The organism is Streptomyces venezuelae, assembly GCF_008642315.1.
GTDB lineage: Bacteria > Actinomycetota > Actinomycetes > Streptomycetales > Streptomycetaceae > Streptomyces > Streptomyces venezuelae_D.
On record NZ_CP029192.1, the window covers coordinates 8,190,872 to 8,203,947 of the forward strand.

At 70.3% G+C, this 13,076-nt stretch carries 9 protein-coding genes; 5 read left to right on the top strand and 4 right to left on the bottom strand.

Annotation, left to right across the window (positions count from 1 at the left end):
- Positions 1 to 85 precede the first annotated feature (85 nt).
- Complete coding sequence (locus DEJ48_RS36225) at positions 86 to 1,711, top strand: peptide-N4-asparagine amidase (RefSeq protein ID WP_150220339.1); 1,626 nt, start codon at positions 86 to 88, stop codon at positions 1,709 to 1,711.
- A gap of 79 nt (positions 1,712 to 1,790) precedes the next feature.
- Here the strand turns inward: DEJ48_RS36225 and DEJ48_RS36230 are convergent, their stop codons facing one another.
- The 3 genes from DEJ48_RS36230 to DEJ48_RS36240 form a co-directional block, all read right to left on the bottom strand.
- A complete protein-coding gene (locus DEJ48_RS36230; RefSeq protein WP_150220340.1) occupies positions 1,791 to 3,278 on the bottom strand; it encodes a Gfo/Idh/MocA family oxidoreductase in 1,488 nt (495 codons plus the stop codon).
- Positions 3,279 to 3,455: 177 nt separating this feature from the next.
- The gene (locus tag DEJ48_RS36235; RefSeq protein ID WP_150220341.1) at positions 3,456 to 6,380 is read right to left on the bottom strand and encodes an FAD-binding and (Fe-S)-binding domain-containing protein; all 2,925 of its coding nucleotides are present in this window, start codon (positions 6,378 to 6,380) and stop codon (positions 3,456 to 3,458) included.
- A gap of 45 nt (positions 6,381 to 6,425) precedes the next feature.
- The gene (locus tag DEJ48_RS36240; protein WP_150182089.1) at positions 6,426 to 6,869 is read right to left on the bottom strand and encodes a MarR family winged helix-turn-helix transcriptional regulator; all 444 of its coding nucleotides are present in this window, start codon (positions 6,867 to 6,869) and stop codon (positions 6,426 to 6,428) included.
- A 94-nt stretch (positions 6,870 to 6,963) separates the two neighbouring features.
- On the opposite strand from DEJ48_RS36240, the gene DEJ48_RS36245 reads away from it, so the two are divergent.
- The 4 genes from DEJ48_RS36245 (at position 6,964) to DEJ48_RS36260 (ending at position 11,945) form a co-directional block, all read left to right on the top strand.
- On the top strand, positions 6,964 to 8,772 hold the full coding sequence (locus DEJ48_RS36245; protein WP_150220342.1) for an ABC transporter ATP-binding protein: 1,809 nt from the start codon (positions 6,964 to 6,966) through the stop codon (positions 8,770 to 8,772).
- 43 nt (positions 8,773 to 8,815) lie between these two features.
- Positions 8,816 to 9,628 (top strand): endolytic transglycosylase MltG, encoded by an 813-nt coding sequence (mltG, locus tag DEJ48_RS36250; protein WP_150220343.1) that lies wholly within the window; start codon positions 8,816 to 8,818, stop codon positions 9,626 to 9,628.
- Positions 9,629 to 9,761: 133 nt separating this feature from the next.
- On the top strand, positions 9,762 to 10,463 hold the full coding sequence (locus tag DEJ48_RS36255; protein WP_150220344.1) for an antibiotic biosynthesis monooxygenase: 702 nt from the start codon (positions 9,762 to 9,764) through the stop codon (positions 10,461 to 10,463).
- A gap of 186 nt (positions 10,464 to 10,649) precedes the next feature.
- Positions 10,650 to 11,945, top strand: coding sequence for a S8 family peptidase (locus tag DEJ48_RS36260; RefSeq protein WP_190538104.1), 1,296 nt, complete (start codon positions 10,650 to 10,652; stop codon positions 11,943 to 11,945).
- On the opposite strand, the gene DEJ48_RS36265 is transcribed toward DEJ48_RS36260, so the two are convergent.
- Positions 11,942 to 13,057, bottom strand: a complete 1,116-nt coding sequence (locus DEJ48_RS36265; RefSeq protein WP_150220346.1) for an NAD(P)-binding domain-containing protein — start codon at positions 13,055 to 13,057, stop codon at positions 11,942 to 11,944. The two genes, DEJ48_RS36260 and DEJ48_RS36265, sit on opposite strands and share 4 nt — an antisense overlap.
- Positions 13,058 to 13,076: the final 19 nt, after the last annotated feature.

A 13,076-nucleotide genomic window follows, 5' to 3' on the forward strand; every position in this document is an offset into this window, starting at 1 on the left:
GCGTAAGGCGTGAGGCCTCAAGCGGTAGGCGTGTTGCGCGGGCGGCACCATTGCGGTGATCGGCAACTGCCCATAGAAATCCCCCATGAGAAGACGCGTCATGTCCATGCTCGCCGGAGCGACCCTCGCGGCGAGCACCCTCCTCGGTGCCGGTCCAGTAGCGGCCGACACGGCGGTAGGCACAGCGGCCGGTACGCCCCCCGTGGAATTCGGCGACGACTGGCACGACCCGGTCACTGCCGCGCCGCCCGTACCGAAACCGCACACCAAGTCCTGCGAAGTGACGGTCGCCGAGGCACAGTTCAAGGACTTCACCCCGTACAAAGGTGAGTACACGCCTCCGACGAAATGCGGCAAGGGCCGATGGGGCAAGGTGGTGCTGCGGCTGGACGGGAAGGTGAAGGGGCGGCAGTACGACCGTCTCGGGTACCTGCGCATAGGCGGGGTCGAAGTTCTGCGCACATCGACTCCGGAGCCGTCGGTCGACGGCATCACCTGGTCCGTGGAGAAGGACGTCACCCGCTACCGCGAGACGCTGAGCCGCGACCAGCAGGTCGAGATGCTCATCGGCAACGTCGTCAACGACACGTACACCGGCATCATCGACGTCAAGGCGACGCTGACGTTCTACGAGGCGGCCAAGCCGACGACAGTGCCTGACCGTGTCCTCCCGCTCGGCGACGGCAAGGACGGCGCCACCCTCACCACGCCGCGCAACAGCGAACGCATCGTCGCCGAGGTGTACGCCACCGGCTCAGGCGGAGGCTGTGAGGAGTACTGGTATCTGACCGTGCCCGGCGCCGCGCCCTACTCCTGCAAGGCCGATCACGGCCCCTACCGCGAGGTGCAGGTCAAGGTCGACGGACAACTGGCGGGCATCGCCGCGCCGTTCCCGACCGTCTGGACCGGTGGCTGGTCTAACCCCTTCCTCTGGTACGTGATCCCGGGGCCCCGCGCCTTCGACATCAAGCCCATCGAGTACGACCTGACTCCCTTCGCGGGCGTTCTCAACGACGGCCGCGCCCACCGGGTGGAGGTCTCCGTCGTCGGTGTCCCCGAGGCGCAGACGGGATGGAGCACACCGGTCAACGTGCTGGTCTGGCAGGACGAGAAGAGCGACCGCGTCACGGGCAGGTTGACCGGCCACCAGGAGAACACCCCGGTCAACACGACCAAGTACATGCCCGGGACGGGCGAAGAGGCGCACCGGCTGGACACCGAGGGCGGTCACCGGCTCCGCGTGTCGGGGTACGTGAACACGTCGCACGGACGGGTGGCGACGACCGTGACCCGCAGCCTCGCGAACACGTCCCTGCACCGCTGGACCGAGGGTGAGTCGACGGACGCGCTCAAGGCCACTTGGACGGACCGGGAGACGGTCACCGCGGGTCGCCGCGCCGTGCGCACCGACCGGACGTACACCATGGACGGCACCACGACCCTGGGCGCCGGTGACCGGCTGCGCACCGAGATCTCCCTCGGCGACCGCGCCGAGAGCGTCACCAGGACGGGAGGCCGGCGCACCGGCTGGTCCGTGCTGGACGACCGTTACGACGGCGACGCGACGTACACGGCGAACGTTCCCCGCGATCAGCGGCACGCCGTGGGCACATCGCGCGAGCGCTACCGCCTGACCGGCGACACGGGCTGCTACGACCGGACGATCGCCACCGCGCAAGGAACCCTGACGCGGGACCATCGGCGCTGCTGAACGAGAAGGGGTGGTGGGCGACGCATGCGCCGCCCACCACCCCGAGCCGGCGGCCCCTTCGCCCCCTAGGCCATGCCCCTTACGCCTTGGGCTTCTCCGAGTCCACTCCCGGCCGCTCCTTCTTCCACAGACCACGCGTGAAGTCGGGGATCGCCTGCGGCGCGCCCTTCGCCTTGATCGACAGGTGGCTCAGCGGAACGGGGGCCGTCCATGTCGCGGCGTCGTACACGTCGAAGTCGGGGACCAGGCCGAGCTGCATGGTCTGCATCAGACGGAAGATCATGATGTAGTCCATGCCGCCGTGGCCGCCGGGCGGGTTGGAGTGCTCCTTCCATAGCCAGTGGTCGAAGTCGGCGTACTTGGCGAAGTCGCCCCACTCGTCGTTCGTGTGGTCCGGCTCTATGTAGATGCGCTCGGGGTAGTCCTCGAAGACGCCCCGTGTGCCGCCGAGGCTGTTGATCCGCGAGTAGGGGTGGGGCGTGCTGACGTCGTGTTCCAGGCGGATGACCCGGCCCTTCGCCGTCTGGACCAGGCTGATGGTGCGGTCGCTCTCGATGTACGTCTCCTTCCAGCTCGGGTCCCCCGCGGGCATGTGCTCCTTGCGGTACTCGGCGAGGCCGAGGGAGGGCGTGCCGAAGCTGGATATGTGGGTGGCGCGGTCGCCGCGGTTGACGTCCATGTAGTTGGCGACGGGACCGAAGCCGTGGTTGGGGTAGAGGTCGCCGCGCAGCCGGGTGTGCCAGAGGCGCCGCCACGGCCCCTCGTAGTAGTCGGGGTCGAACATCAGGCCGCGCAGATCGTGGTTGTAGGCGCCCGCGCCGTGCAGCAGGTCGCCGAACTTGCCCGCGTGCGCCATCCGCAGGACGCGCATCTCGTTCCTGCCGTAACAGCAGTTCTCCAGCTGCATGCAGTGTCTGCGGGTGCGCTCGGAGAGGTCGACCAGCTCCCACAGCTCGTCGAGGCGCAGGGCGATGGGACATTCCACGCCCACGTGTTTGCCGTTCAGCATCGCCGACTTGGCCATGGCGAAGTGGAAGTCCCAGGGCGTCGCCACGTACACGAAGTCGATGTCCCCGCGCTTGCACAGGTTCTCGTAGTCGTGGTCGCCCTTGGTGTACGTCGCCGGGGCGGGCTGGCCCGCGGCCGTGACCTTCTTCGCGGCGGCCGCGGTCTTGTCCTTGACCGGGTCGCAGAGCGCGACGACGCGCACGCCGGGGATCGCGAGGAACAGGTCGATCATGCTGCCGCCGCGGTTGCCGAGTCCGATGATCCCCACCCGGACCGTCGAGCGGCGCTGGAACGGCACGCCGATCATCGTCTTGCCCTTGCGCGCGGGCGCCGCGGCCGTGTCCTCCGCGGCTCCGGGCCCGGCCGCTCCGGTGGTGGCCGAGCCGTGGGCGTCTGCGTGCGCCGTACCGCTCGCGAAGGCGGCGACACCGAGCCCCGCGCCGGCGAGGCCCGCAGTACGGAGTACCGCGCGACGTGAATGGCCGTCACCCGCCCCGCCGCTCTCGGTGCCGTCCGGAATGGTGCCTTCAGGGTGCGGTGTGACGTTCTCGTCGTGCATCGGACCTCCGTAGCTCAGGGCGGCTGGTCTCTACCACTGGGGCGGAAGCCACCCTGGTAGGAGGTCCGGTCGGGGCGCAAGAGACAGGAGGTGCCGAAGAGTTGGATTTATCGAAGGCCCACGCCCCCCCCATGGCGAGCCCCCCTGGCGAGCCCACCTCTCTCGCGGGCCCGCCCCTCACGGGCGCGTCACGCGCTCCAGTTCCAGGAGTACGGAGTAGTAGCCGCGACCCGTAGCGTGGTCCATGCCCACCTCGCACATGCGGTTCGCGGAGAGATGCGCGTCGAAGGGGCGGGACATGACCTCCGCGGCCTCCTTGCGCGTCGCCGACTCCGTGAGCTCCTTGTGGAGCATGCCCCGGTCGCCCGCGAAGGCGCAGCACCCGGCGTCGTCCGGGACGACCACCTCGTCCGCACACGCCTCGGCGACGGCACGGAGCTGCGCCTCGTCGCCGAGGTGCTGCATGGAGCAGGTGGGGTGCAGGACGGCGGAGCCGACCGTGCGGTGCACCGTCAGCCGGGGGAGCAGTTCGTCGGCGGCCCAGACGATCGAGTCGACGACCGTGAGCTCCCGGTGCAACTCCCGGTTGTCCGCGGTGAGATAGGGCACGACCTCGTGGGCGATGCCGAGCGTGCAGGACGAGGCGTCGACGACCAGCGGCAGGCGGCCGCCCGCCGTCCAGCCCCACGCCGCCTCGACGATGCGATTGGCCATGACCCGGTTGCCCGCGACGTACCCCTTCGAGTGCCAGATCGTCGCGCAGCACGTTCCCGCGACATCGTCCGGAATCCACACCGCCTTCCCCGCGCGAGCGGAGACGGCGACGACGGCCTCCGCCAGGGAGCGGTCGCCGGGGCTGCCGAAGATGCGGTTGACGCACGCCGGGTAGTAGACGGCGGATGCTCCCACGCGCGCGGTGCGCGGCAGCTTGCGCGCCGCTGCCCCGGGGATCCGCGGCAGCCATTCCGGGACGAGGTCCGGGCGCACGGCCTTGCGTGCGCCGCGGGTGACCGCGGTGAGCAGGCGGTCGCTGATCCGGTCGGCGGCGGCCACCGCGAGCCGCGCCGACGCCTCGACGGCCTTGAAGTTCTTCGCGACGACAGCGGCCGCCCTCTCCTCGCGCGGTGAGTGCCGTGCGTGCCGGAACTCCTTCATCAGGGCGCCCGTGTCGATGCCCACAGGGCAGGCGATGCTGCACGTCGAATCGCCCGCGCAGGTGTCCACGGCGTCGTACCCGTACGCCTCGACGAGGCCGTCCTCCACCGGGGAGCCCGCCGGCTGGCGCATCATCTCGCGGCGCAGCACGATGCGCTGGCGCGGTGTCGTGGTCAAGTCCTCGCTGGGGCATGTCGGTTCGCAGAAGCCGCACTCGATGCACGGGTCGGCGATCGGCTCCACCCTCGGGATGGTCTTCAGGCCGCGCAGATGTGCCTTCGGGTCCCGGTCCAGGACGATGCGGGGAGCGAGCACTCCGTCCGGGTCGATGACCTGCTTCGTGCGCCACATCAGCTCGGTTGCCTTCGGGCCCCATTCGAGCTCCAGGAACGGCGCGATGTTGCGGCCCGTGGCGTGTTCCGCCTTGAGGGACCCGTCGAAGCGCTCCACGGTCAGCCGGCAGAACTCGTCCATGAAGGCGGCATAGCGCTCGACGTCGGCGGGGACCGCCGCGTCGAAGGCGAGCAGGAAGTGGAGGTTCCCGTGCGCCGCGTGGCCCGCGACGGCGGCGTCGAAGCCGTGCCGCGTCTGGAGGTCGAGCAGCGCTTCACAGGCCTCGGCCAGCCGAGTGGGCGGAACCGCGAAGTCCTCGGTGATCAGCGTCGTGCCCGAGGGACGGGAGCCGCCGACGGCGGTGACGAACGCCTTGCGCGCCTTCCAGTAGCCACCGATCGTCCTGGCGTCGCGCGTGAACGCGTTGGTCACCGACGGCACGGGAGCGGTCAGTTCCAGGCCTTCCAGAGCCTTCGCGGCCGCCGCTTCGTACGCCTCCTGCGCGGCCTCGTCGGGGGCGCGGAACTCGACCAGGAGCGCGGCCGTCGACTTCGGCAGCTCCGCCCAGTCGGCGGGCACTCCCTGGACGCTGACCGAAGCCCGCAGGGTGTTGCCGTCCATGAGCTCGACGGCGAGGGCGCCCGCCGCGTTGAACAACGGCACAGCGGCGGCGGCCGCGGGCAGCGAAGGGAAGAACAGCAGAGCGGTGCTCGTGTGCCGGTCCAGCGGCAGCGTGTCGAAGACGATCTCGGAGAGGAAGCCGAAGGTCCCCTCGGAGCCGACCATCAGGCCTCGCAGGATCTCCACGGGCGTCGTGCCGTCGAGGAACGCGTCGAGGCGGTAGCCGTTGGTGTTCTTGATCTCGTACTTCTCGCGGATCCGGGCCACCAGCTCCGGGTCGGCCTCGATCTCGCGTTTGATCGTCAGCAGGCCCGCGCACAGATCGGGCTCCGCGTGCGCAAGCTGTTCGTCCGCGTCAGGCTCGGCCGTGTCCACGACCGTGCCGGAGGGGAGGACGACGGTGAGCGAGGCGACCGTGCGGTACGAGTTGCGGGTGGTGCCCGCCGTCATGCCCGACGCGTTGTTCGCGACGACGCCACCGACCGTGCAGGCGATCGCGCTCGCGGGGTCGGGGCCGAGCACGCGGCCGAACCGGGAGAGCGCCGCGTTGGCCCGCACGACCGTCGTGCCGGGGCCGATGCGCGCGCGCCCGCCCCCGTCGAGCACCTCCACGCCCGACCAGTGCTTGCGCACGTCGACGAGGATGTCCTCGCCCTGCGCCTGGCCGTTCAGCGACGTACCGGCCGCGCGGAAGACGACTTCGCGGCCCTTGCCGTGCGCGTACGACAGGACGGCCGACAGGTCGTCGATGTCCTCGGGGACGACCACGACCTGCGGCACGAAGCGGTAGGGGCTGGCGTCCGAGGCGTACCGCACCAGGTCCGAGACCTTCGTCAGGACCTTGTCCGCGCCGAGCAGCGCGATCAGTTCCGAGCGGAGCGGCTCCGGGGTGCCGCCGCCGCGCCGGTCCGGCACGCGGTCGTGGGCGGGGCCGTCCGTGCGCGACGCGGCACCGGGGCGCAGGGCGTCGGGCTCGGGCTCCAGCAGTGGCATGAGCTCTCCTCGGCGGTCGTCCCCGGCACATCAGCGGGCCGGGGTTCAGCAGCGGCGGACGTCCGGCACGTCGAACAGCGCGTTCAGCAGCACGCCCAACTGTGCCCGCTGTTCGGCGTCCAATGGGGCAAGGATGTCCTCCGCGGCGGCGCGGCGCGCGCCGCGCAGCTCGCCCAGGGCCTTGAGCCCCGCGTCGGTGAGCTCGATGCGGATCACCCGGCGGTTGGTGGGATCGGGCGCGCGGCGCACGAGATCGGCGGCCTCCAGGCCGTCGACCAGCGTGGTCACGGCGCGGGGCACGACCTCCAGGCGCTCGGCGAGATCGGCCATGCGCGGCGGCGTCTCGTAGTGCGCGAGGGTGCGCAGGAGGCGGGACTGCGCGGGTGTGATGCCGGTCGGCACCAGATGGCGTTTCTGGATCCGCTGCAGCCTGCGGGTCAGTCGGAGCAACTGTTCGGCGAGCAGGCCGTCGGGGTCCGGGGTGTTCATGCGGGAACATTACCAGGATCTTGTGCATTGTGAGTATAGGTAACAGTGAGCTATGCTCCCTGAGTCATTGTCGTCCGAAATCCCGTAGGAGCCCATGCGTCACGACGAAACCACCTGGACGCCGCAGCCCCCTGCCCCCGGCGAGGAGCCCCAGCCGCGCCAGATGCGCCGCATCCTTCGCCTCTTCCGTCCCTACCGAGGCCGCCTCGCGATCGTGGGCCTCCTGGTCTGCGCCGCCTCGCTCGTATCGGTCGCGACTCCGTTCCTGCTGAAGGAGATCCTCGACACCGCCCTGCCACAGGGGCGCACGGGCCTGCTGAGCCTGCTCGCGCTCGGCATGATCCTCAGCGCGGTCGTCACGAGCGTCTTCGGCGTCCTGCAGACCCTGATCAGTACGTCCGTGGGGCAGCGCGTCATGCACGACCTGCGCACCGCGGTGTACGGCAGGTTGCAGAGCATGTCCCTGGCCTTCTTCACCCGCACCCGAACGGGCGAGGTCCAGTCCCGGATCGCCAACGACATCGGCGGTATGCAGGCGACCGTCACCTCCACCGCCACGTCCCTGGTCTCGAACCTCACCAGCGTCGTCGCGACCGTCGTCGCGATGCTGGCCCTTGACTGGCGGCTCACCGTCGTCTCGCTCCTGCTGCTCCCGGTGTTCGTGTGGATCAGCCGTCGCGTCGGCCGTGAGCGCAAGAAGATCGCCACGCAGCGACAGAAGCAGATGGCCGTCATGGCCGCGACCGTCACCGAGTCGCTCTCCGTGAGCGGCATCCTCCTCGGCCGCACGATGGGGCGTGCCGACTCCCTGACCAAGTCCTTCTCCGACGAGTCCGAGCAGCTGGTCGACCTGGAGATCCGGTCCAACATGGCGGGCCGCTGGCGCATGGCCGTCATCACGATCGTGATGGCCGCCATGCCCGCCGTCATCTACTGGACCGCCGGCATCGCCTTCCAGATGGGCGGCCCGACGGTCTCCATCGGCACGCTCGTCGCCTTCGTCTCGCTCCAGCAGGGACTTTTCCGGCCGACCGTGAGCCTGCTGTCGACCGGCGTGCAGATCCAGACCTCGCTCGCGCTCTTCCAGCGCATCTTCGAGTACCTCGACCTGCCCGTCGACATCACCGAGCCCGAGCGGCCGGTGCACCTCGACAAGATCAAGGGCGAGGTCCGCTTCGACGACGTCGAGTTCCGCTACGACGAGAAGGCGGCCCCCACGCTCCAGGGCATCGACATCGTCATACCCGCGGGCGGCAGCCTCGCCGTGGTCGGCCCCACCGGCTCCGGCAAGTCGACGCTGAGCCACCTCGTCCCCCGGCTCTACGACGTCACGGGCGGACGCGTCACCCTCGACGGCGTCGACGTGCGTGACCTCGACTTCGACACCCTCGCACGCGCCGTCGGCGTGGTCTCCCAGGAGACGTACCTCTTCCACGCCTCCGTCGCGGACAACCTGCGCTTCGCCAAGCCCGACGCCACCGACGAGGAGCTCTTCACCGCCGCGCGCGCCGCCCAGATCCATGACCACATCGCGTCCCTCCCCGAGGGGTACGACACGGTCGTCGGCGAGCGCGGCCACCGGTTCTCCGGCGGCGAGAAGCAGCGCCTGGCCATCGCGCGCACCATCCTGCGCGACCCGCCGGTCCTGATACTCGACGAGGCGACCAGCGCCCTCGACACCCGCACGGAGCGGGCCGTGCAGGAGGCCATCGACTCACTGTCGGCGGGCCGGACCACCCTCACCATCGCCCACCGGCTCTCCACCGTCCGCGGCGCCGACCAGATCGTGGTCCTGGACGGCGGCCGGGCCGCGGAGCGCGGCACCCATGAGGAACTCATGGAGCGGGACGGCCGTTACGCCGCCCTGGTTCGCAGAGACGCCCAACTGGAGCCCGCGACATGAAGATATGCCAGGAATATGACCATTTGCGGGTTACCGTGCCCGCATGCAGACCAAGACTCCGAGACGCGGAACGATTCGACTGACGCGACGGGGCCGGATCGCCCTGATCGCGGCCGGAGCCGCCGCCGTGGCCGCCGCCGTGGCGGTGCCGCTGCTGCTTCCCGACGACGACGAACGGCCCGAGACGCTGACCATCCCCGAGGGGTGGCGTTCCGGCCAGGTGTACGCGGCCGTGGACAAGGCCCTCGAGGTGCCCGCGGGCACCACGAAGAAGGCACTCCCGAAGGCCGACCTCAAACTCCCCAAAGACGCGGGCGGCAACCCCGAGGGATATCTCTTCCCGGCGACGTATCCGATCAGCTCACAGTCGACCCCGGCATCCGTCCTGTCGTACATGGTGAACACGGCCAACAAGAAGTTCGGTGCCGGCCAAGTCACGGCCGGCGCGGACCGGAATGCGCTGAACGTCTACCAGAGCGTCACCATTGCCAGCATGATCGAGGCGGAAGCCGGTTCCAAGGACGAAATGGGCAAGGTCGCCAGGGTCATCTACAACCGCCTCGACCGGGGCATGCCCCTGCAGATGGACTCCACCATCAACTACGCGCTCAACCGCTCGACGCTCGCCACCAGTGAACGCGACACGAAGATCAACAGCCCGTACAACACCTACGCGCGCATGGGCCTGCCACCCACGCCGATCGGCAACCCCGGCGAGGAAGCGATGCGGGCGGCGATCAACCCGACTCCGGGGGACTGGCTCTATTTCGTCACCGTAAAACCAGGAGACACGCGTTTCACATCAGACTTTCAGGAACACCAGAAGAACGTAGGGGAGTTCAACAAGGCGAAGTAGCGGGAGGGCGAAAAGTGGCAATGTCCAGGGGGGTGCGCTCGGCCATCGTGTCTGCTCCGTCTTGACCTCAACCGTGGTTCAGGTAGAACGCTTTTCTCTGAACGTGCCGCTCAGTGTGCAGGAGGAGCCGACCATGGCCGCACTAATAACACGTGCCTTTCCCGATGTCCGGCGGGCGGACGCCGGGACGATCCTCGTCAGCTCCTGGACCCTGCCGGCCCCAGGGGTGCAGAAGCAGGCCGCGGACCTGGCGATCGAGAAGTGGGAACACCAGGAACGCCCGGACGCCATGCTCTCGTTCACCACCTTCCTCAGCGAGAACGGCCGCGAGGTCCTCAACTACGCCCAGTGGACGGACGACGATTCCCAGCGGGAGTGGACGCGCGCGGCCCGGCGCTCCCATGACATCGGCGGGGTCGAGCGCATGGTGCTCGGCATCGAACGGCCAGGCGAGGTGCGCTACTCGCTCCACCGCAGCTACACGTCCGAAGAGGAAGCGGACAGCGCCCCCGGCGCCCTCGTCACCCCCACCTTCGAGACCGAAGGGCCGGACAGCCAGCGCGCGTTCATCGACGGCGTCATCGCGATCCTGGAGCGGACCCGGCCGCCGGGGCTGCTCGCGGCCCACTTCCACATGAGCAAGGACGGGCACGGGGTCCTCAACCACGCCGAGTGGCGGGACATGTCCGCCTGGCGGCGCTTCGCCGAGAGCGGCGGCACGGTCGAGATGGGCATGCTGATCGAGGGCTTGGAGGGCGTCGCTCCGGCTCCGACGCAGCTGGGTGTGCCGCGCTATCTCCCGTACAAGAGCCTGGTGAACGTCGAGGCACCCTGAGCGGCGGTCACCTCAGCCCTCCCGCTGGACCGGTTCGGCCTCTTGTGCCGCGTTGAGCGGCGCGAGAGGCTGGCAGGCGCGCGCGACGTCAACCGGCGCGGCTCATCCAGTACCGCACTGCACCGCACATGGCCCGACCCCGTCCCTGGTCAGTCGATGAAAGGTTCAGGTGCACCGGGAATGAGAATGCCCTCCCGTCGGCGGCAGACAGCGGTGCTGCTCTCCGCCGCGCTGACGGCCACCGGTCTCATCGTCGCCACGCCCTCCTCCCACGCCGAGGCCGCTCCCGGTTCCTCCGGCGGGGACCTGCGGCTTGCCAGCGGTTCCGAGACCGCCGTTCCGGACGGCTGGATCGTCGTGCTGAAGGACTCCGGGCGGCTGACGGACTCCGCCGGGACCGGGTCCGGGTCCGGGTCCGTGTCCGGCTTGGCGCGTGAGCTCGTCGGGCGGGCCGAGGGAGCGCGGCTCGGACATGTGTACCGGGCGGCGCTGCACGGGTTCTCGGCCCGGATGAACCGTGCGGAGGCGGCCCGGATCGCCGCGGATCCCCGTGTCGCGTACGTCCGCCAGGACACCCGTGTCCGTATCGACGGCTCGAAGGAGCAGGCCGCGAAGGGCCGAACCGCGAAGGAGCAGACCCAGCCCAACGCGCCCTGGGGTCTCGACCGCATCGACCAGCGCCGCCTCCCGCTGTCCACCACGTACACCTACCGCACCACCGCCCCCGGCGTGAGCATCTACATCATCGACACCGGGCTGCGCACCACCCACGCGGAGTTCGGCGGGCGCGCCTCCGTCGGGACCGACACCGTCGGCGACGGCAGGAACGGCGACGACTGCAACGGGCACGGCACGCACGTGGGCGGCATCGCGGCGGGGAAGACGTACGGCGTGGCCAAGCAGGCCAGGCCGGTCGCGGTGCGCGTCCTCGACTGCCAGGGGTCGGGCACCACGTCGGGGGTCGTCGCGGGCATCGACTGGGTGACGGCGAAGGCCGCGAAGCCGGCGGTCGCGAACATGAGCCTCGGCGGGGCGGCCAGTGACGTCCTCGACAGCGCGGTGCGGCGCTCCATCCGCTCCGGCGTCACGTACACGGTCGCCGCGGGCAGCTCAGGCCAGGCCGGCGGCGCCTGCAACACCTCGCCCTCCCGCGTGCCGGAGACCATCAGCGTCGGCGCGAGCGACCGCGGCGACCGCCGGGCGTCCTCCTCCAACTACGGCTCATGCGTCTCCCTGTTCGCACCAGGCGTGCAGATACCTTCCGCCTGGAAGGACAGCGACACGGCGACGGCCACCCTCAGCGGTACGTCGATGGCCACCGGGCACGCGGCCGGCGCGGCCGCGCTGCATCTGGGGTTCCGGCCCACGGACACTCCGGCGCAGGTCAAGAAGGGCCTCGTGGACAACGCCACCACAGGAGCGCTGCAGGGCACCCCACCCGTCACGCCGGACAAGCTGCTCTACACGCTGTACCTCGGCTAGGCCGGGCTCGGGACCGAGGTTCCGGCCAGCAGCCGCTGGACGTCGCGCACCGCCGCGCGCCCCGCGCGGTTGGCGCCGATCGTGCTGGCCGACGGTCCGTATCCGACCAGGTGGATGCGGGGGTCCGCGGCGACCCTCGTGCCCTCCAGGCGGATGCCGCCGCCCGGCTCGCGCAGCCGCAGCGGGGCCAGGTGGTCGACGGCGGGGCGGAAACCGGTCGCCCAGAGGATCACGTCCGCGTCGACACGGCGGCCGTCGGTCCACTCGACGCCTGTCGGTGTGACGCGGTCGAACATCGGCAGCCGGTCGAGGACACCCTCGGCCCGCGCCCGCCGGATCGCGTCGTTCGTGGGCAGCCCCGTCACGGACACCACGCTCCGCGGCGGCAGGCCCTCGCGTACGCGCTCCTCGACCATGGCGACGGCCGCGCGCCCCCAGTCCTCGTCGAAGGGCCCCTCGCGGAACACCGGCTCGCTGCGGGTGACCCAGGTGGTCGACGCCGCGTGCGGGGCGATCTCCATGAGGTGCTGCGTGCCCGAGGCGCCGCCGCCCACGACGATCACTCGCTGTCCCGCGAAAGCCTCGGGGCCCGGGTAGATCGCGGTGTGCAGCTGGCGTCCGCGGAACGAGTCCTGGCCCGGGTAGCGAGGCCAGAACGGCCGGTCCCAGGTGCCCGTCGCGCTGATCAGGGCACGTGTCGACCACGTGCCGGCCGACGTCTCGACGAGCAGTCTGCCGGCCTCGCCCTCACGGACTGCGCGCACGTCGACGGGGCGTCGTACGTGCAGGTCAAAGCGTCGTTCGTACTCCTCGAAGTACTCCCCGACGACCTCGGACGACGGGCGTGCGGGATCCGCGCCCGTCAGCTCCATCCCGGGGAGCGCGTGCATCCCGTGCACTTTCCCGTACGTCAGGGACGGCCACCGGAACTGCCAGGCACCGCCGGGCCGGGGAGCGTGGTCGAGGACCACGAAGTCGCGGTCCGGCTCGTAGCCGACCCGCCGCAGGTGGTAGGCGGCGGACAGGCCGGCCTGCCCGGCGCCGATGACCACGACGTCCACGTCACGGACCGTGGTTGCGGCGGATGCGTCTCGTACCCCGATGTCGTTCACGTTTCTACTAACTTCACCG